This is a genomic window from Sneathiella aquimaris, assembly GCF_026409565.1.
Taxonomy (GTDB): Bacteria; Pseudomonadota; Alphaproteobacteria; order Sneathiellales; family Sneathiellaceae; genus Sneathiella; species Sneathiella aquimaris.
Window position 1 is genome coordinate 488,091 of the sequence record NZ_CP112881.1, and the last position, 25,382, is coordinate 513,472.

11 protein-coding genes are annotated in these 25,382 nt (G+C 49.5%); 6 read left to right on the forward strand and 5 right to left on the reverse strand.

The window, feature by feature from the left end:
* The first annotated feature begins 8 nt into the window (after window positions 1-8).
* Window positions 9-12,107, forward strand: coding sequence for a hypothetical protein (locus OIR97_RS02280; RefSeq protein WP_169544096.1), 12,099 nt, complete (start codon window positions 9-11; stop codon window positions 12,105-12,107).
* A 34-nt stretch (window positions 12,108-12,141) separates the two neighbouring features.
* On the opposite strand, the gene OIR97_RS02285 is transcribed toward OIR97_RS02280, so the two are convergent.
* Together OIR97_RS02285 and OIR97_RS02290 are read right to left on the reverse strand one after the other, a co-directional pair.
* Window positions 12,142-14,766, reverse strand: a complete 2,625-nt coding sequence (locus OIR97_RS02285) for an ATP-binding protein (RefSeq protein ID WP_169544097.1) — start codon at window positions 14,764-14,766, stop codon at window positions 12,142-12,144.
* Between the two features lie 173 nt (window positions 14,767-14,939).
* On the reverse strand, window positions 14,940-15,629 hold the full coding sequence (locus OIR97_RS02290; RefSeq protein WP_169544098.1) for a GntR family transcriptional regulator: 690 nt from the start codon (window positions 15,627-15,629) through the stop codon (window positions 14,940-14,942).
* Between the two features lie 178 nt (window positions 15,630-15,807).
* Here OIR97_RS02290 and OIR97_RS02295 point away from each other — a divergent pair, with 178 nt between their 5' ends.
* The 5 genes from OIR97_RS02295 (at window position 15,808) to OIR97_RS02315 (ending at window position 20,546) form a co-directional block, all read left to right on the forward strand.
* The gene (locus tag OIR97_RS02295) at window positions 15,808-16,785 is read left to right on the forward strand and encodes a tripartite tricarboxylate transporter substrate binding protein (protein ID WP_169544099.1); all 978 of its coding nucleotides are present in this window, start codon (window positions 15,808-15,810) and stop codon (window positions 16,783-16,785) included.
* A 31-nt stretch (window positions 16,786-16,816) separates the two neighbouring features.
* On the forward strand, window positions 16,817-17,269 hold the full coding sequence (locus tag OIR97_RS02300; RefSeq protein ID WP_169544100.1) for a tripartite tricarboxylate transporter TctB family protein: 453 nt from the start codon (window positions 16,817-16,819) through the stop codon (window positions 17,267-17,269).
* A gap of 11 nt (window positions 17,270-17,280) precedes the next feature.
* Window positions 17,281-18,786 (forward strand): tripartite tricarboxylate transporter permease, encoded by a 1,506-nt coding sequence (locus OIR97_RS02305; RefSeq protein WP_169544101.1) that lies wholly within the window; start codon window positions 17,281-17,283, stop codon window positions 18,784-18,786.
* 24 nt (window positions 18,787-18,810) lie between these two features.
* On the forward strand, window positions 18,811-19,191 hold the full coding sequence (locus OIR97_RS02310) for a hypothetical protein (protein WP_169544102.1): 381 nt from the start codon (window positions 18,811-18,813) through the stop codon (window positions 19,189-19,191).
* A gap of 74 nt (window positions 19,192-19,265) precedes the next feature.
* Entirely contained in the window at window positions 19,266-20,546 is a 1,281-nt protein-coding gene (locus OIR97_RS02315; RefSeq protein WP_169544103.1) for a hypothetical protein, read from the forward strand.
* A 63-nt stretch (window positions 20,547-20,609) separates the two neighbouring features.
* Here the strand turns inward: OIR97_RS02315 and OIR97_RS02320 are convergent, their stop codons facing one another.
* From OIR97_RS02320 to OIR97_RS02330, 3 genes are all read right to left on the reverse strand, one after another.
* Window positions 20,610-22,664: a TRAP transporter permease gene (locus OIR97_RS02320; RefSeq protein WP_169544104.1), complete on the reverse strand. Its 2,055-nt coding sequence runs from the start codon at window positions 22,662-22,664 to the stop codon at window positions 20,610-20,612.
* Window positions 22,665-22,740: 76 nt separating this feature from the next.
* Entirely contained in the window at window positions 22,741-23,706 is a 966-nt protein-coding gene (locus OIR97_RS02325) for a TAXI family TRAP transporter solute-binding subunit (protein WP_407696692.1), read from the reverse strand.
* A 497-nt stretch (window positions 23,707-24,203) separates the two neighbouring features.
* On the reverse strand, window positions 24,204-25,313 hold the full coding sequence (locus OIR97_RS02330) for an MBL fold metallo-hydrolase (protein WP_169544105.1): 1,110 nt from the start codon (window positions 25,311-25,313) through the stop codon (window positions 24,204-24,206).
* Window positions 25,314-25,382 lie beyond the last annotated feature (69 nt).

Consider the following 25,382-nt stretch of genomic DNA (forward strand, 5'->3'; position numbering starts at 1 on the left):
CAGACGCCATGGGCGATCGTCGTTCCGGACCTGCAAAAAGGGTTGCCAGATATCTTCTGATATCTCTCAGTAGTGTTCTCGTCTTAGCGGTTGGGGCGGTTCGTGCACAACAAACACCCAGCTATTATCAAAATTCCACACCGTCCTATTCAACGGGAGAGACACCGACAACTGGCGGTGGATACGCCACGCAGGCCGGTCAGGCCCAACAGGCGGGCCAGGCGAAACAGGCGACACAGGCACAAGGCTATAAAAGCCCCTATTCAAACGTGCCGACAACCAGTGGGGGCACCTCGACAACCACAGGGCCATCAATTTTATTGCAAAGTCCCAATACACTACCCGGAACGACAGGTAGTTCTGGCGATACGGGCACAACGGTTGATTACTACAGCAGTAAAGGAACGAGTGGTACTTATGTCATCCCGAAAAATCTTGTTCCTCCGAAACCACATCCGAACGCCGTTCTTCAGGGGGAGATTGTCATTCAAAGTGACACGGACCCGGAATTAAATGAAACGATCACGGTGCAGGGCAGGCCCAATACGACAACATCGCCCTCGCCAACGGAAACCACCGCCGGAACATCTTCTTCAGCCCCGGCGACATTGACCGCTCCGAAACAAAGCCTGCCTCTTGGTGCGGTTACGCAATCCCCGTCTCGCCTTAACGGGGGTAACGCCCCAACAGTTTTAAAAGAGACCGTCCCTTCAGTAACTGAAACCGCGCCCAAAACGACAACAAGCAGTACGCCTGAAATCACAACAGGCGGTGCGCCCACGATTAAAACTGAAACAGAAACAAGCCCGAACACACCAGGCTTAACCACTGGTTCGGGGACCCAAACCCGCACAGAGACAAAAACGGCGTCACCAGTTCCCTCATCAACCGAAGGCACGCCCGAAACGGTCGTAACGACCCAACCGACCACCCTTGAAAAGTCAACAACCGGAATGTCTGCACCGGCGAAAACGGAGAGCGGTGGGGATACAGCCATATCTTCTTCACCAACGCCTGAAACCAAGGCACTGACGTCAACGGAAAAGCCTTCCGATGCACCGGCTATTGTTAATCAGCCGGCAGTAACACCTGAAACCGTAGAAACGACGAACAATGCGTCTTCCTATGATCAGGCGGCCAAAAAAGCGGAAGAAGAAGCGTTGCGTAAAGCCCGCCGAGAAGAGGCTGGGAACGCGCGTCTGGGGTCCAAGGAACGGGCGCAGGCCTTGTTGAACCAGTCACCGTCTCATATGAATTCTGATCAGCATGGCCAGCAAAGCATGGTCAGTGATACCCCAAGGGCGCCTATTAATTTTGGTGAAATCAACGCGCTTTCTGCGTCGATCGGGCAATTCATCCGGCAGGGTATTGCTATGGCGTCTCTGCCGTCCAATGTCGCCCCGGAAGAAGATGAACCTGTATGTGCGGCCCCTGAAATTGCTGACGAGTTACAGGAACAACTGGATAAAGAAAAAAAAGAGCTGAAAGAGGCGTTGCGCAAAGCCCGGGAGGAATTGGAAAAGAAAAAGAAAAAGCTGGCCGATGATAAAAAAGCAGATGAAGAAATTAAAAACCGGAAAAAACTGAAAGACGCGCAGAAAAAACTGAATGACCGATTTAAAGAGCTATCCGAGGATCGCCAGAAACTAAGCGAAGAACGGGATGCGCTGGACGATAAGAAAGAGAAATCCCAGGAAAAATATGACGATGCGCGCCGTAAAGAAAGCGAGGCTCGCAAAGGCCCTCCTGCCGATCCGAATTGTCGCAGCGCCAATTGCCGTAAACACCGCACCGCACAGGCCGATGCTCGAAAAGCGTTGAACGAAGTTCAGAAAGGGGAACAGGATTTCCAGCGAAAAGTACGCGACTTTGAACGGACGGAGCGCGAATACCAGAAAGATGCAAACGCGTTTGAAGATGCCTTGGACCGGGGATACGGTCAATCAAAGGATCAATGGAAAGAAAGGATGCTGAAGAAACAGGATCAGGCCCTTCGAGATCAGCGCCGGGAAATGGAAAAGCGGATCAAGCAGCTTGAGACCAAAGCAAAGGGTAATTCGGCTGCAGCCCGTCAGGATAAAAACAAATTAAAACAGATGGAGCGTCAGGCTGATGACGTTCGTAAACAACGAAAAGCCGCACAGGATTATATCGACCGGTATGCGGATTCAGAAAATGGTGACTTTGATAAAATCATGAAAGCCCGCGGTATTGTCGAACAGGCAGATAAATTTATCCGCGATTTGTCGAGCCTCAAGAACGGCGTGGAATATCAGGATTCCTATGGGCGAGGTTTAAACTCTGGCGAAGCCCGTGAACTGGATCGGCTTAAGCAGGACAGAAATAAAATTACCGGCCATTTGGAGAACGAGAAAAATGGACCGTCTTATAAAGCCCGTGATTTACGCGAAAAAATGGAAAAGGACGGCGTTCCAACAATGCAGGAGACGTTAAGCTCCTTTGGCGGCATGCTGGATACAGATGCCAGAGATAAAAAACTGGCGGCGCTGGAACAGGGCATTAATGATTTGAAAGCTGCTGAAGACAGGGTGCAGAACTTCAAGGGGCAACCGAATGCGGACGCGCATAAGCAAGCCGTGGAGGCTGACAAAAAAGCCCAAGCCCAATTGAAAGACCTGACAGAGCAACGAGAGAAATTTAGAAGCTCTCTTCCGACCCGATATCCAGATCAATCAGCAGAGCTGAACAAAGCAAAAAAAGAATTGGGAGAATTGGAAAACGCCCCCAACAGCTCGTGGCGTGACAGGCAAAATCTCAAGGAAAAGGTTGAGAAGCTGGAACGGGCACAGGAACGTCATAAACGCGAATTTGCCATTCATAACAGGCAAGTTGACGAGAAGTTTGGTGATAAGGTAAGGGCTGCAGAAACGACTGCTGAACTCTCGGGATATCGTGCACTGGGGGCCAAGGGGCAACAGATTGTCAGTGATTATAACCGCGGTTTGCCCGATGTTTTTGGCGCAGATGGAAAAGTTGACCCTTTGAAAGTCGGGCGTGTCGCCGCGCAAATAGACAAACAGTTAAATGACCTGGGGCAATTGAACGGTGAACTGGGACGTCTAAATCAGGTTCGCTCTAATCTGGTGCCGGGTGAAGACGGTGCGCCGTCTCTGGCTGCACAGGCTGGCATGAGCCAAAAAGCGATCGACGCCCGTTTGAAAGACATTGACACCCGCATTCAAAAAGCCGGTGGGTATCGTGATCAGGTTCGCGCGGGTCTCACCAAACAGGGGTTCGTCAGTGACATACAGCCAACGGGCCAATGCCAGATCAACTCCGTTAATAGTGCGATGGGGGCTGCTTATGTGAAAGGCACGCGGGCTGCGGCGGCGAACCAGAAAAACAATAAAGGGAAAAAGGTTGCCTCAGCTTCTGGGGCCCCTCAGGGAACAGCAAGTCCGGCCGCCAATGCCGTGGCCAAAAATATCAGTAATGTCCAACAGGCAAAACAGGCGCAGCAATATAAAATGCCGGGCTCTGGCGGTGGGCAATGTGTCGGTTCGGGCGCTCCTAAAGTCAGTTGCTCTGATAGCCAGGCTAAAGACCGAGGCCGGCAAATGGCAGGTCGGATAAATCAGGCCTCGACACAGTTGGCGCGTGCGGCGGGCAGTGCAATCGGTGGCGCTGTCTCCGGGGCGATTGGATTAACTGGAGAAAATATGCGCGGATTGGCAATCGGGGCCTCTCCTGCACCTGTGTTACTTGCGGATAATCAGGGGCGGTTGCATCAGCTGGAACAGGCAGCTGTTGCGCTTGACGCTCAGGTTGCGCTGTTTACCAAGTTGAAAAAGGGCACGCCAGAAACTTCTATCGCGCATCAGGTTTTTGCTCAGCAACACCTTGTCTTCAAGACGGCGAAAGACGCGTTACTTCCAGAAATTGCAGCGCTGAAAGGTCAGACAAAAACACCCCCTGCGGCGGCCCAGACCGCAGCAGTTCAGCAATTTGAACAGGCGATCGACGACATTGATGGTCATATTGCAGCTGTAGAAACCATGATGGCATCGGTGCAGGGCTCTGGAATTCCAGGATTGCTGGGGGCGCTGGATGGACAGCGTAATTCTTTATTTGCAGGGCGGGATGCCTTGCAGAAAAAAATGGATGCCCTTAAATCGGCTGCAAAGCAGCCTGAAGGATTTGTTCCCGCGTCGACGACCATAAATACACCTCAAGCACCCTCAAAAGACCCCATAATCGAACAGGATAAAATCAAGGAAATTGTCAAGGTTCTGGACAAAACAATCCAAGGGGTTAGCCAAATAGAAACTGGCTTCAAGGAAGGGGGACAGCCGATTGTTGCGCAGGTTTTTACCAACCAGCGGGCCGCTCTTCAAGCGGTGCGGGATACGTATCTTGCTAAAATCAAACGGCCTCCATCAGCGCCTGCGGGTGTCCGGGCACAGGTCGCCAGTCTTCGTCCGCAGGGTCAGCAGGCTTTAACGCCAGTCCCCTCTCCTGAAAAGATAGAATTGGAACGCACAAGACAGCTGATCGACTGGATCAACACAGGCTTGATGCCTGCCTTTGAGAAAACGGACAAGATGGCGCAAAAAGTACTGCCCCGGATCTTGGTTGGCTTGATCAAGCAATTGGGAGCGACAGCAGCGGACGAGGTGATCGATGAAACTGCGGATTTCATGGAGGATAATGGCCTGAAACCGACAGGTGCGCTGTTTATCGATGCATTAATGAAGCGGGCGGCGGCTGTCACTGCGTTTTCAAAAACAGAAGAACAGATACTGGTGGCGGATCTGGCGCGGGCACATTTTCTAAAACAGGCCTTGCTGGATAAAGACAACAAATTGGGAGAGTCGGAAAAAGATATATTGATGCAGTCTTCCAATGAGTTGCGAAACAGTTTGAACCAACGACTGGAGGGACAGCTGAAAGGGTTGGATAACAAACCTGATGAGATGTTACAGAAGTTGGCGGCATTGGCAGAAATTGCAAGCTTGCCGGGTCAGTCAGCTAAAAGCCTCAAGCCTCTTCTCGATCAAATAACCCGACAACTGGCACGCCTTGAGAAAGGAGAGAAAATACTGGACCATTCGGGTAGCCAGACGGCCGTTCAACGGTTGAAGCAATCATTGACCGCTTTACAAAAATCACTACCAGCAAATGCTGAATTTCAAAGCAGAAACCTGCAACTTTCAAATTTGTTGGAGCGCGTCAACGGACAGTTAGCCCGGATCTATGATCATCAGAAAACGAACGGAGAAAGCCTTGCTGGCCTGAACGGTGCAAAAAGCCGGTTGGATCAATCCCATCAAGCCATGCGCGGGGGGAATTTCAAAAAGGCTCTGGACCTGATCAATCAAACGGCGTCGGATAATCCGTCTGTGAAGCTGGCGCGGTCGGTGGCCTTGATCGATACAGTGAATAACCTTGAACGCGTTTATCCGTTGCTTCCCCAATCCCAGCGCGATCAACTGGGGCCGTTAAAAGATTTAACCGCCAAACGCGATACTGCAATCGCCACCGTACTGGAGATTTCAACCAATCCAAAACTGGTCTCTACGCTACTACTTGGAAATGCAGAGCGTCTGGCGCGGGCCGGGAAATTCGCCGAGGCGAAACAAGCGATCGAAACGGCGCTCGTCAAAAATCCAGGTGATGAAGCGCTTATTGGTTCACGTTTCAAAATCGAACTCCTGTCATTCGGCGACAAAATAGACGAAAAGATGCTGGCTGATTTAATCGCTAAATTGCCACAAGAGGCGCGTTTGTCGGGCAGTCTGATCGCCCTGAACGATTTAATTTCCTCTGGTGGTTTTGAAAAAACAGCCGGGTTGCTGATAAAGCAGTTGCGGGAAATGAAAGATATTCCAAAGGACGTGAAAGATCGCTTCGATCTTCAGGTTGAGTATGCGGATATCTCACTTCAATCTTCGAAACTTGGATTGGGGGCGGACGAACAAGCACTCAAGAAACAACTTCTTGCCTTTAAGACGAAGCTGGCAACTGTCGGTGATCTGGATACGGTTTATAGGAAGGCGTTGGAAAAAGCGGCGAACGGCTTGATTGAGCAAATCAACCAGGGTCAGTCATGGGCGCAAAAGCTTGCCCAAAAAGAAATCTCGCTTTCAGACCTCATGGATATTGTGCGCCGGTCTATTGCTGCCGGGCGCTATGATATTGCGGGTCCTGCCTTGCAGGCTCAGATGAAAAAGCTGATTAAGGAGGCTGGTCCAAAAGATATTCAGATCGGGCTTCAGCAGGCGACACGTTTGTTGGACAGTATTCGACTGCGCATGAACGGTGAAGGCGTATCGGCCGAACAGAGAAAAATACTGGGTGCGTTTTTGAAAGATCAGGGTGCGATTGTGTCGCAAACACTGAACGGTTACCTGCAGGAAAGAATTCAATCCGCTGGAAAATCTGCGCGCAATGCGGTCCAAAACAAAAAACCTGATCGGAGTTCTGCCGCCTATCGCTTTGAAATCAGGCAGCTTGCAGGCTTAAAGATCCGTCTTGATTTATTGCAGGTGCCTGAAAAAGATCGGGTGCGAAAAATGAACGAGCTGCGGATGGCTGCGAATAAAGCGATCCAGGAGTATGATGCTCAAATCCGGTCTGATTTTTCTGACCGCGGTCTGTTGCTGAGGGATAAGGATTACGATAAAGCCCGTTTGGCGGGCGCCATTGCCGAGTTGAATCAGCTTCGTGCCGTTCGGGATGGTATGGATGATTATTGGTTCGATAACGCGGGCCAATATTCTGCGCCGGACACGCGCGGTGAGCTATGGTATGGCCGTTTTCTGGCAAAAACCCATCGGGAAGCGGCAATGAAAGCCGTTCAGCGCGAACTTGCCGGTGTTTATGCCTATGGTCGGTCTGCGACTGAAATCTGGGATACTCGCAAGAACTACTCAATGACCGCGGGCCGGGGCTTGCGGGAAAAAACAATTGCCAATCATAAAAACGATCCGCGGGATCGCGAGTATGAAGCCAATCCTGAAAAATATAAGGATTTTTGGCTGGAAATGGCACTGGATGACGCTAAATTGGCCTACAAAGATAGTCGCAGGGCAGAGCTCATTAACGAGGATCCTACTCGTTCCACACCGGAAAAAGCGAAACTGTATGATTTCTTCGTAACAGCAGAAGCAAAGTATTTGCGAGCCTTGGTCGGCAGTTCAAATCCATTACTTGAAATGTTTGAAAAACTGGCCCAGACAGGGCGTCTCATGACCGGGGCGGCTAAGGATCTGGAAGCCCGGGTTGCAATTAACGATAAGAACCAACTGTTAAACGAATATCAGTCTGCGTTACTTGATGAAGATCCGCAGCGGCTGTTCCGCGCATTGGTGCCGTTACGGGATGCATCGCTTGCCGGGGAAATCAATGCGTTCGTAAATTATCTGCACGGAGACTGGACGTCAGCTGGCCCAGCCCGGGCGTATAATCTGCTGGTGGGTATGGACGCTACGCAGGAAGCACTCGAACAGATCACCGCAGAAAGTCAAAAGGTTCAGATTGCCCTGATCCGCGCTGGGGCCAATCTGCCGGGTCAATTAAGTGACGCCGACAGAACCATTTTAACCCGCCATGGTTTCCTTACAGACGGCAAATATACCATCCCTGAACAGATCAAGCTTGATCCAACGAAAGTCGGAACTGAATTCGTCAATCTTACTAAAAAAGGCCCTTTGGCAACCGTGGACCGCTTCCTGAACGCAAAACAGGGGGCCGAGCTTTTTGCGACCGTTGCTTTGCCGGGCGGAATTGCAGGAAAGTTTGGACGGGCCGTCACCATGGAAATGCTGGCGCTTGGCGGTGTGCGGACCCTTGGCGGAAAAGCGCTTGCTTATGGAACAGGACTTGCGGTTGAAGCCGGTGCATTCACGGCGCTTAACCGGGGGGCGCGTATCGGGCTTGATCCGACACTTGCCTTGCAGGATCAGTTTTGGTCTCGCGAGACGATCGTAAAAGAATATGCCCATAATCTGTTGATCATCGGGGCATTGAAAGGGTTTGGCAAAACAGCGCAGGAGCTGGGCAAAAGAGCCAGAGGCCTAGGAAGCACTGCGGCGGCTGGAAAATCCTACGCACGGGCACTCGAAAATGTTGCTTTCCTGGGCGAAGCCGGTCTGTTAACGGCAATGAACGGTTTGCTTGAGGGCAATCAGATTTCGCAGGATGACTATCTGGGTAATCTTTTGACGATTGTTCTCCTTAAAGGTACTAACAAGGTGCTTGAGGGCGGTGAAAAATCTGCATCGACCCGCTTGCAAGAGGCCCGGATAAATAAAATCCTGTCTTATATGGGCAAAGGCCCTGTTCCGGGCACAGGCCCAACCACGCGTGTCAGCCAGTTACGAGAGGCGCAGATCCGCGAACTGAATTATCAAAACTGGCTTCAGAATGTTGATAAGCCAGCCCGCATTCTTCTGGAAACCTATGGCGGCAATTGGGATGCGGCGCGCAAGGCTTTCCAGAAAGGGGAACTGTCCGCCGCGAATATGCGCAAACTGACCCTGTTGCGCAAAGATATCGTTGATAGCCTCGCCAATGAAATCGTCAGGGAACTGGGCGGTGAAGTTCAGGCCTTTGGATCGGAAAATCTGACCAGCGATTATGACATCAGTTTTGTTGGCCCTAAAGCTCAGTTGGCGGTCATTATTTTTAACGCACGCTTCGCCAGTCGTTGGGGTAAGGCTGCTCAACTGGGCGGGCGGGAAACCGGTGTTGTTCTGGATACCAATGCTTATACGGAAACCATTCAAAGTCTTATAGAACAAGGCCGCGGCGATAGTGTTTTTCAGGATGCTTTTGCCCATATGGCCAATCGAAAATACCTGTCAGATGCGAACTGGGCGAAGCACCGTGCTTTGGTGTTGGAGAAAACACCTGAAGCGCTGCGGGCGGACGTTCAAAAAGTACTGGATTTTGCCGAATCTGCTCATCGGGATTTCAAAACGCAAATCCAGTTGAAAATGGCCGAACTGAGCGCCGACAAGGAAAATCCGGTGCGGGAAAGCGATTTGCAGATCACAGCGGAAAACAGGCTGTATGAAGACGCGCTTAAAGATATTCTGGCGCTCCGTGCGAAGTTTGAAAAAGCGACGGGCGTTGCAAAAGAAGCCTTGCGCCAGCAACTGCGTAATGCCCAGTCAAAGGCGCTGTATTTTGCTCAGGAAGCCTATCATACCCAAGGGGCGATTGAACATGTGGTGATGTCAATTCAGGCGGCAAAACGCAAAATTACGGTTGAAAGCCTGACATCGGACACTCCTCCTAAGTTGAAAATTGAATTAACACCGGATCAAGGTCGGCAATCGTATGTGGAACAGATCGCCAATATGATGAAGGAGATTTTGCACGAGGGGGATGCTGCCAAGCTCGCTTCCAAAGGGGCAAAATACTTTATTCGGGCACTGGACGCGGCTCAAATCGCGGGAATAAAACTGGCGGAGTATCGGGCATTAATCGAGCAGGTTGTGGCGTTGGATGCAAACCGGGCTGATCTTGCAAAAGTGCGGGAGATTTTGGCCGAAAAGGATCTTAAAACCGCAGAGGAGGCCAAAGGTGTTGAATTGACGGCTGCCGAGCGTACGGCAATCGAAAATGCCGCCGCCCAAAAATTCCTTCAGGATATTCAGCTTTTGTCCAACGAATTGACGGGCAAGCTATATGATGGCCAGACATTACGAGTGGTTGAAAAAGAAGGTCTGGGACGGCTTGCCATTAAAACCGAAGCAATGAACACGCGGGATATAATTGAAAATATTGACCGACCTACCCAAACATTGATGGAGCGCTTTAAAGGAAACTGGAATAAAGCAAGAAAAGCCTATCAAACGGGCGAATTGTCAGCTGTCGAGATGCGCCTTCTGGTCAATCTTCGGCGCCGGATTGTCGATAGTCTTGCGGCAGAAATCATCAAGGAGTTAGGCGGTGAAGTGGAAGCGTTCGGTTCTGAAAACCTGACCAGTGATTATGATATCAGCTTTGTCGGACCAAAAGCGCAGTTGGCGGTTATTCTGTTTAATGCCCGGTTTGCAGCCGGTTGGGGGCAGGCGGCAAAAATCGGTGGGCGTGAAACCGGAACGGTTCTGGATACCAACGCTTATACAGAAACCATTCAAAGTCTGATTAAGGCCGGAAAAGGCGATATTACCTATCAGGATGCATTTTCCCATCTGGCGGGCCGGAAATATATGGACAATGACGTCTGGCAAGCCCACCGTGATCTTATCTTGCAAAATACCCCACAAGCCAACCGTATCAATGTTGAAATCATGTTGCGCTGGGTAGAAGCCTCTAACGATGTTTTCAGGGCGCAGATTGAAGCACGGAAGAAACAGCTTCTGGAAGATCCAAACTCCAATACCAAACCTGAGGATGCGCAGATCACAGCAGAAAATCGGCTGTATGAAGAGGCCTTGCAGGATATTCTGCACCTTCGTGAGCAATTCGAAAAAGCAGACGCCACGGGTCAGGATGCACTGCGGTTGAAGTTACGGAATGCTCAATCCCGCGCCCTTTACTTCGCGCAGGAGGCCTATCATACTCAAGGGGCGATAGAACATGTTGTCATGTCGTTACAGGCCGCAAAACGCAGCATTACAGTAGAGAGTCTTTTATCCGATACACCGCCGACCCTCAAAAAGCCGCTGACAACAGAGCAGGGCCGGCAATCCTATTTTGAGCAAGTCGCGAACATGCTCAAGGAAATCCTGCATGATGGTGATCCGGTAAAACTGGCGTCCAAAGGTGCGAAATACTTTGTCCGTGCCCTGGACGCTGCACAGATTGCAGGTTTGAAGCTTGGTAACCTGAAGTCCGTCGTCGAGATGACTGTAGCGCTGAACGACAACCGGGCCAATCTGGATAGGGTAAGAGACATTCTGTCGAAGGATGCGTTAGCAAAAGCGCGGGCCGAGAAAGGCAGTGCGCTAACCGAAGCGGAAATCAAGCAAATAAGCGATCAGGCGGCACAGGGATATCTGGACGCCATTCAAAAAGCAGCCAATCAGCTTACCGCTGACTTGTACAAAAATCACAAACTTGAAGGAACGGGCAAAGACGCTGTTGCGGAAATGAAGCTTGAGCTTCCTGAACCTGCAAATGATAATCTGCCCTTCAGCGGTGAGAAGGTTGCCCTTGCAGAGGGCGTGGTGGAAAATGCCAGCCTGTCCCGGCGGGAAGCTGGTCCGTCTTCAGACGGGAAAACTGGGGCGGGCCGTGACAATAGAAGCGCCTTGGAAAATGAAACCTATCGAACCCAGCGCGCCTTGAATTTTACAGGGCCCAATGGCAGGGAAGTTTCGATTTTGTTAGGTGAATATGTTGCGAAAGGCGCCACCAGTTATGTTTATCGACATCTTGAGAACCCAGACTGGCTGATCCGTATTATAAAAAGTGGTGCTCGCGACGCGCAGGCTATGGACTCGTTTGGACGGGATGTTCTTCAAAATGAAGTGGATACTCAATTTGTACGCGGTGTGAAGGTTCATAAAACTCTTGAAGCAACGCAGGTTGGGACAAAGTTTTTCGAAAGCAACGGGGTTCGCAGGATTGAAATTGTTGAATTCATGAAACAAGGCACGGCGGAAGACCTGATGGCCCGCCCTGAACAAAATGGATCCCTGACCGATGGTCAGCGCATCGCCCTTGATCAGGGAACCCGCGAGCTTAACCGAAAAGGGTATGCATGGCTGGATAACAAGCCAGACAACTATACGTTCGAGCGGGTGGTTGAAGGTAAGGATTTGTGGCGGTTGGTCATCATTGATCCGGGCGGTATCGTCCCGATGAGCGGGAAAAGTGCCTATGAACGGTATGTGAACGCGCATGAATTACAAGGGCGCATTAATTTACTTGAGGATTATATGATCGAACTGCTGGGTCGTCATAAAGGGGCACCTAAATTTGTGGTCATGGATATAAATAAGAAGATTTCGGCTGACCATAAGCCAAAAATAAACTTTCAAGCACTTGGCATTGAACCCAAAAATCTTGCTTATTCGCCGATTGGATATTTTAACCTTCGTCAGGCGCAGAACTTGTTTGCCATGACCGCAGAGGCAGCCAATCAAAATTACGAAAATCATGTGCGTCAGCAAATGGCGTCTGGGCAGTAGCAGTAGCCGGACCGAGGTGTGAGGGTATGACTGATCAGCTTGCGAGTTTATGAATTTCTTCATCCAATAATCGGTTCATCAATGTCATGAGTTTGGATAGGTCCAGGGGTTTGGAACAGACTTCGTCCATGCCGGCCTTCAAATAATCCTCTATATTCTTCGCGACGACATCTGCCGTCAGGGCAATGATCGGTATGTTTTTGTTGGCGGTCGTGCCTGCCCGAATAAGCCGGGTTGCTTCCAACCCATCCATTACAGGCATGCGGGCATCCATCAAAATAAGGTCGTAAACATCCGTTTCTGTCGATTTGACAGTATCTGCACCATTTTCCCGAACAGTCACGTCATGACCCAGTTGGGTCAGGATGGTCCGGATGATTTGTTGATTGATGTCGTTGTCTTCCGCCACAAGAATATTCAGTCTTTTTGTTGATTGCCACTTTTGCTTGCGGGAAATGGCGGGCTGGTGTGGTTCCTGAATTTCTGATTTTTTACAGTGAATGGTAAACCAGAAGGTACTCCCTGCGCCCGGTTGACTGCTGACATCAATCTGGCCGTGCATCAGTTCTACAAGCTTTTTTGAAATGGAAAGACCAAGGCCTGTCCCACCGTAGATTCTGGAGGTCGAGTTATCTGCTTGTGCAAATGGTTTGAATAGTCTGTCCTGAACGGTTTTCGTAAGACCGATGCCGGTATCCGTTACTTCAAACTTCAGGCAAATATTGTCACCTTCCTGGCTCAGTTGTCTGACAGAAACTGTTGTCCCGCCGTTTTCTGTGAATTTAAGGGCGTTACCAATGAGATTGGACAGGATTTGACCGATCCGCAACCGATCTGCACAGATCGAGTGAGGGAGATCCGCATCAATCTTAACGTCCAGGTTCATACCCTTTTCCCGATATTTTGCTGAGAAAAGCTGAACGGTTTCGTCAATTAGATGGCGGAAATCAAAATCAGTATTTTCGATCTCTATTTTACCCGCTTCCAGTTTGGATTGGTCAAGGATGTCGTTCAGGATGGCCATCAGATTTTGCCCGGAAACGCGGATTCCTTGCGCCAAGTCTAATTGTTGATCACTGAGTTTATCTTCAATCAAAAGATCCGTTAAACCAATGATCCCCGCCATTGGGGTCCTGATTTCGTGGCTCATTGCGGTTAAAAACTCTGATTTTGCAACATTCGCCAGCTCAGCCTGTTGTTGGGCATTTTTTAGATCTGTAATGTCGACGCGAAAGCCCACATAACCCCCTTCAGGGGTTTTTCGTTCCGCTATTTTCAGCCAGCGACCATTTTCCAGTTGCTGTTCCAGCACTGAGTTACTGTTGCGGTGCGCGGTCATTCGTTCCTGCACCCAATCTTCAACATCATACCCATCCGGGATGGCATATTGGCCTCTTACTGCGCCGCCTCGAATAATTTCTTCAAAACTATTTCCTGGAACAAATAAATCAGCGGATTTTTCGTAGAACTGTTTGTATTTTTCGTTACACATCACCAGACGGTCATTTGAGTCAAACAGGACAAAGGCGTCTTCAAGAATATCGATGGCGGAAATCAAACGATTTTGGGCGATTTTGGCTTTTTCTCGTTCGCGCTTGTTTTCTTCTTCTATCTGCACCTTTTCAGTTACGTTTATGCCAGTACCGCGATACCCCAAAAAGGTTCCGTCTGAAGCGAAATAGGGTTGACCGGAGCTCTGTAGCCAAATGACGTTGTCGTTGTGGTCAGTGGTTTGATAGATGAAACCGGAAAAAGGTTTTCGGTCTTTTAAATCCTGAAAGTGATGTTGCCAGACTTGGGCGTTTTCGGGGCTGCCGGCAATAGGTTGCCGCGTCCAGCCAATCATTCTTTGAGCTTTTATGCCGGTGCTTGTTTCAAATGAGTCTGAAAAATAGGTGAATTTCAGATCTTCATCCATTTCCCACAGCCATTCAGATGCACTCATGGCAAAGTCCTGAAACCGTCTTTCACTGGCTGCCAGAGCTTTTTTCTGACCGGCAAGTTTTGCAACCAGGGGGCGGATTAACAGATAGCTGGCAACGGCACCAAAAATGATAATAGCGATCGCTGAGAGAATCCCGATAATTCCGGTTTCAATGAAAGGGGCCCTGATTTCCTGAATGGCGATACTGCCAACAATGCCCAGATCCAGACTGTCAACAAATTCATAGGCGGCCAAAATTTCAACGCCGTTTGCATCTGTCGTAACCACTGTCCCGGAATGCCCGGATAGCGCCAATTGCATGGGCACGTCTTTTGTCAGCACTTCTGTGTCGGCATTTAATTTACTTTTCAGGTGTTTGTGTCCGCCTGTTTCCAGATAATAATTGGCGCCATTCGCTGTACTGACCGCAAAAGAAAAACTTCCGGTTTTGCCAAATCCTTCAAAATGTCGGTAAGTGTCAATCACTTGGTTTAACGTCGTTCCAACAGCACCTTCAGGATTGTCGGCATTGACGTCACGCGCATCAAATCGGGCGACGGCCGCGATGGTTTGTGCCTGTGATCGTGTTAGCGCCAACAATCCTGCTCTTTGTTGCTCGAGCGCTGCGTTGTAGAGCCCCCAACCCCAAAGGCCCGCTGAACCAGCGGCAATGACAATCAGGCCAACAATAAGGACGATTTGCTGTTTTTGTAAAAACAGATTTTTAGGTTTCAAGCTGAGGCTCCACATTACCACAGCTTACTCTATCATCCAGATGGTTTCGGAAGCGTAAACGGAAACGGAGTTTACGAGGCTTTCTGATGGGTTTGTAAGCCGTTCCAGTATTTGGTTAAGTTCTTGCTCGTAATTAAAGGTTTTGAATAACCTGCCGTTTAAAAAACGCTTTTCTACCGGTCATCGGAACGTTGCTGAAAGGTTGCTTTCAAATGGGTTTGAAAAGAATGTCGGATATGGTTTTGTGCGGCTTGATCTGCGGCATCAGGGTCGCGCTCTTTTATTGCTTTGATAATCAGTGAATGTTCATCATAGAGTTTTTGTGGACGGCCTTCGGGGATATATTTCACGCCTCGCAAAAGGGCCATAGAATCTGAAATGGCACCCAATGCCTTTATCAGGAAACGATTGTGAGCCGCATTGTATATTGCGTGATGCAGCTCCCAGTTAATCTGGTTCAGTTCTCTTGGGTCGCCAGTGGCTTCGAGACCGCGCTCAAGAATATATTCCATCGCCAGAATTTCAGCCTCGGAAGCGTGTTGAGCGGCAAAGCGGGCGGCAACGCCTTCTAAATGTTGGCGAACTGCGTAAAGTTCTGCGACTTCTTGCGGATCGAGTTCAGCAACAACGGCGCCTCTTTGAGCTTCGAAGGTAAGGCGTCCTTCTGACTGTAAACGACGAAAGGCTTCCCGGACCGGTGTTCGGCTCACGTTAAGTGATTTTGTAATGTCAGACTCGCGAATGCGCTCTCCCGGATGATACTTTCCGTCCCGGATAGCCTGTAACACTTCTTGATGAACATACTCTGCCAAAGATGACTTGTGATTACGTGTTTCATCTTCATTTTTTTGTTTGGTTGTCATTGAAAACATATCCATAAGGCGCTGCGATTAAATAGAAAATAGCGTCTTCCTTAAAGAAAATCAACGCGCTTGACATGAATGTTTTAAAATGTATACATTTAAGAACATTTTCAGAGTTACCAATAGATCTGTCGGGAGCTGTCAGGTCACCAAAAAATTTAAACAGGAGGTTTTCTCGATGATCCGAAGATCAAAATTGGCAGTGTTTGCCTTGGCGGCTTCTGTCGCAGCGGCCCTGTTGCCCCTTTCTATCGCTGGTGCGACAGAGTTTCCCAAGAAGCCTGTCGGCATGATTGTCGCGTATTCTCCTGGGGGCGGCACAGACACGGCAGCAAGGGTTATAGCCAAATATGTGCAGCCCCATCTTGGGCAACGTCTGATCATTCAGAATAAGCCGGGTGCCGGAGGGCAAATCGGTTTTACAGCGTTGGCCAAGGCTAAAAATGATGGATATAAAATCGGCTTTATCAATATTCCGTCCATTTTCATGGTGAAAATGTTGCGGGACAACGTTCCCTATGAAATGTCCGATTTCGAGGCTATTGCAAATATTCAGCTGGACCCTGTTGTCCTGGTTGTCAAGGAAGATAGCCCATATAAAACCTTCAAAGATTTTTTGGCAGCAGCAAAAAAGGATCCGGGTAAGGTCAATGTGGGCGGGGACGGTCCTCAATCCAACAACCAGCTTCAAGTGGTTGTTGCTGAAAAAGCTCTGACAGTAGATTTTAATTTTGTGCCTTTTAATGGCTCTGGACCTGCGATCACGGCAACATTAGGCGATCAGGTTGTCGCATCGGTTCCATCGGCCAGCTCAGCAACCAGTCATATTAAGAACGGTCGTTTGCGGGCTTTGGCGGTGTTTTCGGATAAACGATATGCGTATCTGCCAGACGTTCCAACAATTAAAGAGGTCTCTGGTGTTGATGTTCCAGGCATTGGGGCGTCAATGCGTGGTGTCGCTGTGCCTAAAGGTATGCCGGAAGACGTCAAGGCCGTTATTAAGAATGCATTTCAAAAGGTAATGAAGGATCCAGCATTTATTGCCCATGCTGAGAAGATGGGGCTGCCGCTTCACTATATGAACGCAGACGATTTCAGCGCCTACTTGTCTGAGGCCGCAACTTCCATAGAGGGTTACATCCCCCTATTGAAATAAATCTACTGTACCGGTTGAGAGGATTTTGGTCATGCGCCAGGTTTCGTTGAATATGGCATTCGCCACCATTGTCACATGTCTTGCATTGATAAGTTTGTATGTGTCTTTTGGATATTCCTTTGAAAGTTCGTACTTCCCCAGAATCCTCTCGGCTTTCATCGCGTTGTTGGGTGTTTTTTTTCTGGTTCGCATCCAACTGAGCAAGCCCGTCACGGGCCAAGAGGAAGAAGACACTCTTGATTTGCGCGCGCAAGGCGTTGCCGCGGCAACCGTGTTTTTAGGTGTGGCTGGCTATGGATTAGCGTTGGCGGTTGTAAATTTTGAATTGGCCACTGCCCTTTTCCTTGCCGCATTTATGCTGTTTCTTGGTCAGCGGAATCCAGGGCTCATTATTGCGGTCAGTGCCGGCACCACAGCAATCCTTTATGGCATTTTCTTTGAATTTCTTGGCGTTTCCCGTCTGGAAAGTTTTTTCTTTCAGTAGGACATTGATTAATGTTTGAAAATATCCTTATCGGGTTTTCAGCGCTTGCCGATCCGTTCATGATTGGTGCGATTGTCGCGGGTGTTCTGGGCGGCGTAATAATCGGGGTATTGCCTGGTTTAAGCAGCACGATGGGGGTGGCATTACTGATCCCCATTACATTTTCGCTGGAGCCGCAAATTGGGCTGGCAATGCTGGGGGGGATCTATCTTGCTTCCACCTATAGCGGTTCAATAAGTGCGATCCTGTTGAATATCCCCGGCACGTCAGCGGCTGTTGCTACCTTGCTTGACGGACATCCCATGTCGAAAAAAGGGCAATCAACACGTGCAATTGCTCTTGCGACTTTTGGTTCTTGTATCGGGGGCCTTGCGAGTGTCGTTGCGCTCCTTCTTGTTGCGCCGCCTCTGGCTGAATTTTCGTTGCTGTTTGGCTCTCCAGAGTATTTCTTGCTGGCTGTTTTTGGCATAACAGTTATCGCCTCCCTATCCGCAGGTGCCATGGAGAAGGGACTGATTGCCGGAGCTATCGGTTTGCTTCTTAGTACCATTGGCAATCACCCGCTGACCGGGGAAATGCGTTTCACCCTTGATCTGCCTTCTCTTTATGACGGCATTCCTCTGGTTGTTTCCCTGATCGGTCTTTATTCCATACCCGAAGTGATCGATATGATTGCCCGCCGCAAAACGCAAGATGGACCGGCGGGAGACAAAGAGGTGACGAACCCGTTTTCCTATCTGCCGGAAACATTTCGTCATAAAATGAACTTGTTGCGGTCCAGCGTGATCGGGATAATTGTTGGCATTATTCCTGGAGTAGGGTGCAGTGTCGGCGGTTTTTTATCGTATGATGCGGCAAAACGTTCTTCCGCCAATCCGGATGATTTTGGGCAGGGTTCGGCTGAAGGCGTGATCGCCAGTGAAACCGCCAATAATGCCGTGACCGGGGGGACACTTATTCCTTTGTTAACACTGGGCATACCGGGTAATCCTGTAACGGCGGTTTTGCTGGGTGGAATAATGATTCACGGCTTGCGGCCGGGCGCAGATCTCTTCACACTGAATGCCGAAATTACCTATGGCTTCATTGCAAGCCTGTTTGTCGCCAATCTTCTCTTTGTGCCCGTTGGGTTGTTCTTCGCGAAATACTGCGTTCGGGTCATTCAGGTGCCAAGGGCAGTTCTTGCTCCCCTGATTATGACACTTGCGGTTGTTGGCGCCTATTCCATCCGGGGATCGTTAGATGATATTGCGATCATGTTGCTGGTTGGTGCGATCGGCTTTGTCTTCCAGATTTTTAACGTGCCGCGCGCCCCTTTGGTTCTAGGTCTGGTACTTGGGACCCTGGCGGAGGGGGAGCTGGCCCGGTCGCTGGCCCTCGTTCATGGCGATATTGCAGCTTTTGGGTGGCAATTGGTCAGTCGGCCTATTTCACTTGTCATTTTGTTGTTGTGTGTTTTTGCGCTGTATCAGGGTGTTGTGCAGCACAGAAGGCAATCGAAACTTTTAGATGAATAACAAATAGAAAGAAGAGAGGATATTATGAAATCAATCCTAACAATTGCTGCTGTTTCTATGGCGCTTGTACTCAGCGCTTGTGCGTCTTCAGGATCATCTACGGCAACATTAGTCGCTGTAACGGCCCCTTTGGATAAAAAAGGTGAAGTGGTTTTGACCGGCACCGGTTTTGCGCCAGATACCGAAATCTCGTTATTGTTTACAACAACCGACGGCGTTGAAAGCGACATCGGATATGCGCTTGAACCAGCCCCTAAATCTGACAGCAAGGGGAATTGGAAAACGATTTGGTCGTATGGACGTTTTGTGAAGAAAAAGCTGGTGAGTAATGGTGAATACCAATTGTTAGCCACGGACGAAAATTTTAACCCGCTGGCAAAAGGTACCATTCGTTTCACTGACTAACCCCTCTTTCTAACGGGGCGACCCATCCGGTGGCCCCGCTTTTACCAGTTTGAACAAAGACAAAAGGACTTAAGATGACATCGGCTCTTGGTATGGATCAGTTTTGCCCTATTCGCCGGGTTGGAAGTGGGGATAAGCACCATTTCTTCGGGTATTATAATAAGAGTGTTATCGATCAGTCCGGACGATACTTCCTGTCAAACCGTGTCCAAAAAATGACCGAGGATTTGACCGGAAAAGAAGTTGCTGAAGTGGGTTTTTTTGATTTGCAAGCTGGCGATAAATTCCACTCAATCGGGACGACCACCACGTGGAACTGGCAAATGGGGTGTCAGCTACAGTGGTTGGGCGGTGGAGAAAATCGTCAGATTATCTATAATACACGTGCATTAAAAGGTGAAGGTAAAGTCTACGCTGATTTCTGTTCCACGGTTTATGACGTGAATACTGCAGAACAACGGACACTTCCGCTTCCGGTTTATGTGGTGGCGCCAAATGGTGAATTTGCGCTATGTGTGGATTACTCGCGTTTTCAGGTCACTCATAAAACAATCGGTTATAACGCCACTTATCAGGAGCCGGTTCTCGACCTGGCACCGGCGGATGACGGTATTTATAACATGAACATCAAAACCGGCGAATATGAGCTTGTTTTGACATTGGATCAGGTTCGCAACTTTCAGCCTGTCCCCTCCATGGACAAGGCCATTCACTGGGTTACCCATCTTGAGATATGCCCGGATTCTTCACGGTTTCTATTTATTCATCGCTGGACAGAGCGAGTCGAGGACGAGTTTTGTTTCCTGCACAGACTGTTCACCGCTAACGCTGACGGCTCGGATTTAAGACTGTTAGAATGTACTGATCACCCTATTCCCCAACTGATGGATGATTTTGACCCGGATGCGTTGGGAACCTTTGATTACGAAAAATCGGAATTTCAGATTTCCCATCCAATTTGGAAAGACAATCAGTCTATCATTGTCTGGGGGCCGCATAAGGGGGCCATACACTATCATTTATACGATGATCAAACGGGGGACGCCAAGGTCATTGGAAAAGAGTGCCTGATCGAAAACGGGCATATGACTTATTCAGCCAATGGTCGATGGATTTTGTCGGATACTTACCCAGATGACAAGACCCACGAACGGTACCTGTTTCTGTATGACGTAGAAAATGATCGTCGATTTAATATTGGCCGTTTTTACACGGATCCCTCTCTTGGGAAAGAAAATCGTTGCGATTTGCATCCAAGATGGAGTCCAGACAACCGTACGGTTAGTATCGATTCAGTTCATGAGAATATTCGCCAGCAATATCTTATTGATGTATCGGAATTGTTGAATCCGTAAAAGACAGCGCAAACAGATAAGAAAGCCCCGTTTGATCAATGCACCAAACGGGGCTTTTTTGTATTATCCCGGTGGAGCGAGGGCTTTTTTGTCGCGCGCTAGAATGATCTGCCGAATGATGATCGGAGAAGCCAGCAGCGCACCCACGCCCATCGTGATCATACCCGGTGCGATAAACAGCAATGACACGATGCCAATATACCACCGTTCCCATTGAGAGAGAGGAGCAAACAGATAGCCGGAGAAAGAGACGCCCAGCAGGCTGATCCCTGCCATCACACCGGTTAGTGTAATGACGAAGGCGGACCAGGTGAAATCATCGGTGATCAAGAGCAGGGCCGGGGAGTAGACAAAAACAAAAGGCACCATCGCTTTTGCGATCCCTAAACGGAAGGCTGTGTTGCCGGTTGCAAACGGGTTGGATCCGGCAATCCCGGAAGCCGCATAGGCGGCAAGCGCGACCGGGGGCGTAATGTCGGCCAGCACACCATAATAAAACACAAAGAAATGAGCGACCAGTGGCTGAACCTGAAGCTGTGTAAGGGCAGGGCCCGCCACGGCCACCAGAATGATATAGGTGGCGGTTGTCGGTATACCTGCGCCCATAAAGATACAGGCAATGGCGACAAGGATCAGCGAGAAGAACAGTGCCCATTGAGGGACTTCAAAGAAACTGAACGGCCAGGTCGTCCCAAAGAGGGCGCCGATGTCGGTAGCAGTTTGAACCACGACAAATCCCAACCGGAAACCAACGCCCGTCAAGGTGACGACACCCACAATAATCCCAACACAGGCGGCCGCGGCCCCGACCGCGATGGTATTTCTGGCACCGGCACCAAGCCCTTCCCAAAGATCGATAAAAGTCAGGCGATGGGACGGTTTTAAAAACCCAACGACCACGCAGGCAATAATCCCATAAACGGCGGCAAAATCGGGTGTTCGGCCCGCTAGAATGAAATACACCAGAATAATAAGCGGTGTGATGGCCAGCCAGTGTTCTTTCAGAACAAGGAACAGTTTGGGTAGCTCTGCGGATGTCAGGCCCCGTAAGCCCAGTTTTTTCGCTTCCAGATGCACCATGATGAAGATGCCAAAATAGTGCAGGAGGGCGGGAAACAGTGCGGCTGCCAGAATATCCCGGAGCGGAATTTCGAGATATTCAACCATAATGAAAGCGGCAGCCCCCATGATGGGGGGTGTGATCTGCCCTCCGGTCGAGGCTGTAGCTTCAACGGCGGCAGCAAACCGGGCAGGATATCCCACGCGCTTCATTGCGGGGATGGTAAGCGCACCGGTTGTCACTGTATTCGCAATGGACGATCCCGATATGCTGCCCATAAAGGCAGAGGCAAAAATAGCAACTTTGGCCGGGCCCCCTGAAAACCGACCCGCGATAATCATCGCCAGATCAATAAAAAGCTGACCGAGGCCAATGCGAGTGGCTAAAACACCAAAGAGAATAAACAGAAAGACATATTGTGCCATGACCCCGATTGCGATGCCGTAAATACCCTGATTGGTCATGTAAATATGATTTATCAAGCCCATCCAGCTTGTCCCGCCATGTTTTAGTGCACCCGGTGCGTAGGGTCCAAATAAGGCAAACAGGATAAAAATACTGGCAATGATGGGTAGGGTTGGCCCTACTGACCGGCGGGTTGCCTCCAGCGTTATTAGCAGAAGTGCTGTTCCCATAAAGACGTCTGATGTCGATGGGTTGCCGACCCGTTCCGAGACGACTTCGGGCGGCAGTAACGGCAGATAAATTGCGGCCCCGACGGCCAGAAAGCCCAAGGAAATATCAATAAGATGAATACCTCCGGGACGATACCAGCGCGGTGCAGGTACATATCCGTCTTTGGCTTTGAAAAATGAATAGAGGAAGAAAACCAGTCCCAGAACGAAGGATAAATGGATTCCGCGGTGCAAGAGTTCGCGGATAAGGCCAAATCCTGAGGCGTAGAAATGGTAAATTGACATTGCAACCAGAACGGTTGAAATGAAGAGTGCCATCTTCTTTCCAGAAAACCGGAAGGCTGTTTCAGGGTCATAGCGTCTTTCTATTTCCCTTAGTTCTTCAGCACTGGGTGTCCCCGTGCTCCCGCCCTGTTCAGTCATGCTTTCTTCCCCAAAAAACAGCAATAAAAAAAGATCCCAGACGCAGTGGCATCTGGGATCCTGAAGACGTGAGAGCTTACTTGATCAGCCCGGCTTCTTTGTAGAATTTCTCTGCACCCGGGTGCAGCGGAACACCGATACCCGCAAGGGCGGTATCCGTTGTGATGGTTTTGCCTTTGGCGTGACCCACATCAAGCAGCTTGCGGGATTCTTTGTTCCACAAAGCTTTTGTGATGTTGTAAATCAGGGTCTCGTCCTGTTTGGCATTTGTATACCACTGGGCACCCACGGCGACCGTCGGTGTGCCATTAACGCCTTCGTAAGTTCCTGCAGGGATCTCACTTTGGGAAAAGAAACCGTATTTGTCGGTCAAAGATTTAGCAGCCTCCCCGTCGATCGGTACCAGTTTGATGTCCTCTGCGGAAGCAAGCTCAACCAGGGAACCGGCTGGATATCCTGCAACCACGAAAAAGGCATCAATTTTACCGTTCCGCAATGCTTCGGATGCGGCATTGCCTTTCAAGGCTTCTGCGGTCACATCTTTTGTCGTCAAACCATTTGCTTCTAGGATGAGTTTTGCATCCACATAGGTTCCAGAGCCCGGCTCGTCGAGGGAAACCACTTTGCCTTTGAGGTCAGCAACAGAGTTGATGCCGCTTTTTTCAAGGGCAACCAAATGGATATGCTCTTCAAACAGGGCTGCAATGGTGCGAAGGTCCTTGGCAGGTGCCTTCCCTTCCATTGTTCCGGTTCCGGTATAAGCCCAATAGGCAACGTCGGACTGTGAAAAACCAGAATCGCGCAGGCCGGAAATAATGGCATTTACGTTATCGACTGATCCGCGTGATGACACGGCGGAAGCGATAAGACCGTCAACGCCACAGCTGCCACCCTGACCACATTCCCGGGACCCGGGAGGCTTTGAGATGGCGTTGGCAATCACGCCGCCAACTGGATAATAAGTATAGGCTGTACCGCCTGTACCAATGGTAAAGAACTTAAGGTCTTGCGCAGAGGCGAATGACATGGTGCCTGCCACCATCGTGGCGGCTACAGCCAACCCTGTCACAATTTTTTTCATTGATTTCATAAAAATTCCCTTCTCCCGTTAGCGAGGGATCGTCGAACAAACTTACTTTGTGTACGTATTACTTGCCCCAATAAAAAGATATTATGGTCCTAATTGTAAAGAAGATTATTTTGTCTCTACAATATTGAATTTGTGATGGTTTTACCTTTTAACGTCTGTGAGCAACGAGCCACACGCGCCAGAGCTTATAAATTTCAACCGAAGAAATCACCGACAGACAGTCTTACCCAGGATCAATTTAAACCACAATTTTGTCGACAACGGGAAATTTGTCGCAAAGCCAACCTGAGCAAAAAATCGCGCCTACAGGGCCGATAATAGCCGTCTTCACGTGGTCAATAGAGACGAGACGAGGTCTATAAAAGAACTTGAACCCCCCATTTTGCGATGAGTGGAACCCTGTTTGGTTGTTGTTCTTCGCGGTATGTCCATACCCGCCGATTAAACCGCTAATTCTGATTGAACAAACCTTCTTCACCCGCAAATATGGTGTTTTCTTCGGGTTTCTGGTAAGTTTCGCCAATGGGCAGTGCGAGAAAACTATTTTCTGGAAGGCCCGCCTTTTCAAGCGCCTTCTTGAGCGCGATTGGGGGTTCTTCCACCGGCTCACTTGTCAGGACAAAAGTTCCCCAATGAATTCCGATCGATTGCTCGGACTTTATGTCCTGATGGATTAGGACAGCTTCCTCTGGATCTACATGGGATCCTTTCATGAACCATCTGGGAGCATATGCACCAATGGGAATGAACGACAGATCAAATGGCCCCAGTTTTTCACCAATTTGCTTGAACTGGATGTCATTATAACCAGTGTCACCGCCAAACCAGAAACTTATATTTCGGGCAGGGAATTGAACCGCCCAGGACCCCCAAAGGGTTGCAAATCGATCAAACAGTCCCCGGGCAGACCAATGCTGTGTTGGGGTGAGGGTCAGGACCATTCCTTTAAAATCGATTTTCTCCCACCAGTCCAATTCAATCACATTGGTTATTCCAACCTCTTGCAAAAGGCGGGCATTTCCCAAAGGAACCAGCCATTTCGTCGTATTCCCAATGGCTTGGATGGTCGCAAGGTCCATATGATCGTAGTGATTGTGGCTGATAATCACGGCATCAATGTCAGGCAGCTGATCAATGGATAAGGCCGGTGCGGTATACCGTTTTGGACCGGCAAAGGAAAATGGGGAAGCGCGTTCAGAAAACATGGGGTCGGTTAGGATGTTGATCCCGTCAAATTGTATTAACAATGTCGAATGGCCGATCCAGGTGACTTGTAAATCCTTGTTGGGTGGAGAGGTGATCGATGCAATATCGGCGGAAACACGGGGTGTCGGCGGCATCTTTGCCAACGCGTTTTCATCAGGCCAGTCGCTTTGCAAACGAACTTTGAACAAAAAGTCAAAAAAACCCGCTTTTTGGGTGTCATCCAGATAAAGATTACGAAAGCCGCCTTGGATGTGGTGGGCCTTGGGGCGGGTTGGATCAAATGGCTGTGGTTCTTGAGAAGTAGAACAGCCAGAGACAACAAAAAGGATTATGATCAGACCCAGATACCGCATTTATGTCCTGTTCGTTCTTCTTAAATAAGGCAAAGCTTATCCCGGAAAGAGTGGGAGCCAGATCTCGCC

What these genes read in the sequence shown, in the direction of transcription:
- OIR97_RS02280 (WP_169544096.1), top strand. Translation starts at nt 9, where the DNA reads ATGGGCGATCGTCGTTCCGGACCTGCAAAAAGGGTTGCCAGATATCTT.
- OIR97_RS02290 (WP_169544098.1), bottom strand. Translation starts at nt 15,629, where the DNA reads ATGACAACCAAACAAAAAAATGAAGATGAAACACGTAATCACAAGTCA.
- OIR97_RS02295 (WP_169544099.1), top strand. Translation starts at nt 15,808, where the DNA reads ATGATCCGAAGATCAAAATTGGCAGTGTTTGCCTTGGCGGCTTCTGTC.
- OIR97_RS02300 (WP_169544100.1), top strand. Translation starts at nt 16,817, where the DNA reads ATGCGCCAGGTTTCGTTGAATATGGCATTCGCCACCATTGTCACATGT.
- OIR97_RS02305 (WP_169544101.1), top strand. Translation starts at nt 17,281, where the DNA reads ATGTTTGAAAATATCCTTATCGGGTTTTCAGCGCTTGCCGATCCGTTC.
- OIR97_RS02310 (WP_169544102.1), top strand. Translation starts at nt 18,811, where the DNA reads ATGAAATCAATCCTAACAATTGCTGCTGTTTCTATGGCGCTTGTACTC.
- OIR97_RS02315 (WP_169544103.1), top strand. Translation starts at nt 19,266, where the DNA reads ATGACATCGGCTCTTGGTATGGATCAGTTTTGCCCTATTCGCCGGGTT.
- OIR97_RS02320 (WP_169544104.1), bottom strand. Translation starts at nt 22,664, where the DNA reads ATGACTGAACAGGGCGGGAGCACGGGGACACCCAGTGCTGAAGAACTA.
- OIR97_RS02325 (WP_407696692.1), bottom strand. Translation starts at nt 23,706, where the DNA reads ATGGTGGCAGGCACCATGTCATTCGCCTCTGCGCAAGACCTTAAGTTC.
- OIR97_RS02330 (WP_169544105.1), bottom strand. Translation starts at nt 25,313, where the DNA reads ATGCGGTATCTGGGTCTGATCATAATCCTTTTTGTTGTCTCTGGCTGT.